This window comes from Methylobacterium aquaticum (genome assembly GCF_001043915.1).
Lineage (GTDB): Bacteria > Pseudomonadota > Alphaproteobacteria > Rhizobiales > Beijerinckiaceae > Methylobacterium > Methylobacterium aquaticum.
On the sequence record NZ_LABX01000322.1, the window covers coordinates 1 to 652 of the forward strand.

Genomic DNA, 652 nt, shown 5'->3' on the forward strand with positions numbered 1-652 from the left:
CGGCGAGCCGCGCCAGCGGCGGCGCTCAGGCCGCCATCAGCTTCTCGACTTCCGTCACCAGCTCGCGCAGGTGGAACGGCTTCGACAGGACCTTGGCGTCCTTCGGGGCCTTCGAATCGGGGTTGAGCGCCACCGCGGCGAAGCCGGTGATGAACATCACCTTGATGTCGGGATCGAGCTCGGTGGCACGGCGCGCCAGCTCGATGCCATCCATCTCGGGCATCACGATGTCGGTGAGCAGCAGCTCGAACGGCTCCTCGCGCAGGCGATTGTAAGCCGAGAGCCCGTTGTCGAACGAGGCCACGTCGTAGCCCGCGTTCTGGAGCGCCTTGGCGAGGAAGCGACGCATGTCGTTGTCGTCTTCCGCGAGGAGGATCTTCATGAACGAAAGTCCCGATACCGATTCGGTGCGTTCATTCCATAAAGCGGGCGCGTGGTAAACAGAGTGTTGACGCCACGCCCGCCGGACCGGCTTGCCCACGGGATTCTGGGCCGGATTCCGACGAAAGTCTCGGCCGGAGTCCCGTCCCTCGTTCCCGGTGCCGTCGGCCTTTCGGCCGGAGCCGCCGGGCGCTCGCGGCAGTGGACAGGCCCGGGCCGGGGCGCCAGATTAGCCGGATGAAGGTGCGATCCCGTCCCCCCCCCGCCCGCC

General features: G+C 67.3%; 1 protein-coding gene. It reads right to left on the reverse strand.

All coding sequences use genetic code 11. The features are described from left to right. Positions 1–25: 25 nt before the first annotated feature. Complete coding sequence (gene cpdR, locus VP06_RS31080) at positions 26–382, reverse strand: cell cycle two-component system response regulator CpdR (protein WP_048427828.1); 357 nt, start codon at positions 380–382, stop codon at positions 26–28. Positions 383–652 lie beyond the last annotated feature (270 nt).

Coding starts and splice junctions, on each gene's coding strand:
- cpdR (WP_048427828.1), bottom strand. CDS start 382: ATGAAGATCCTCCTCGCGGAAGACGACAACGACATGCGTCGCTTCCTC.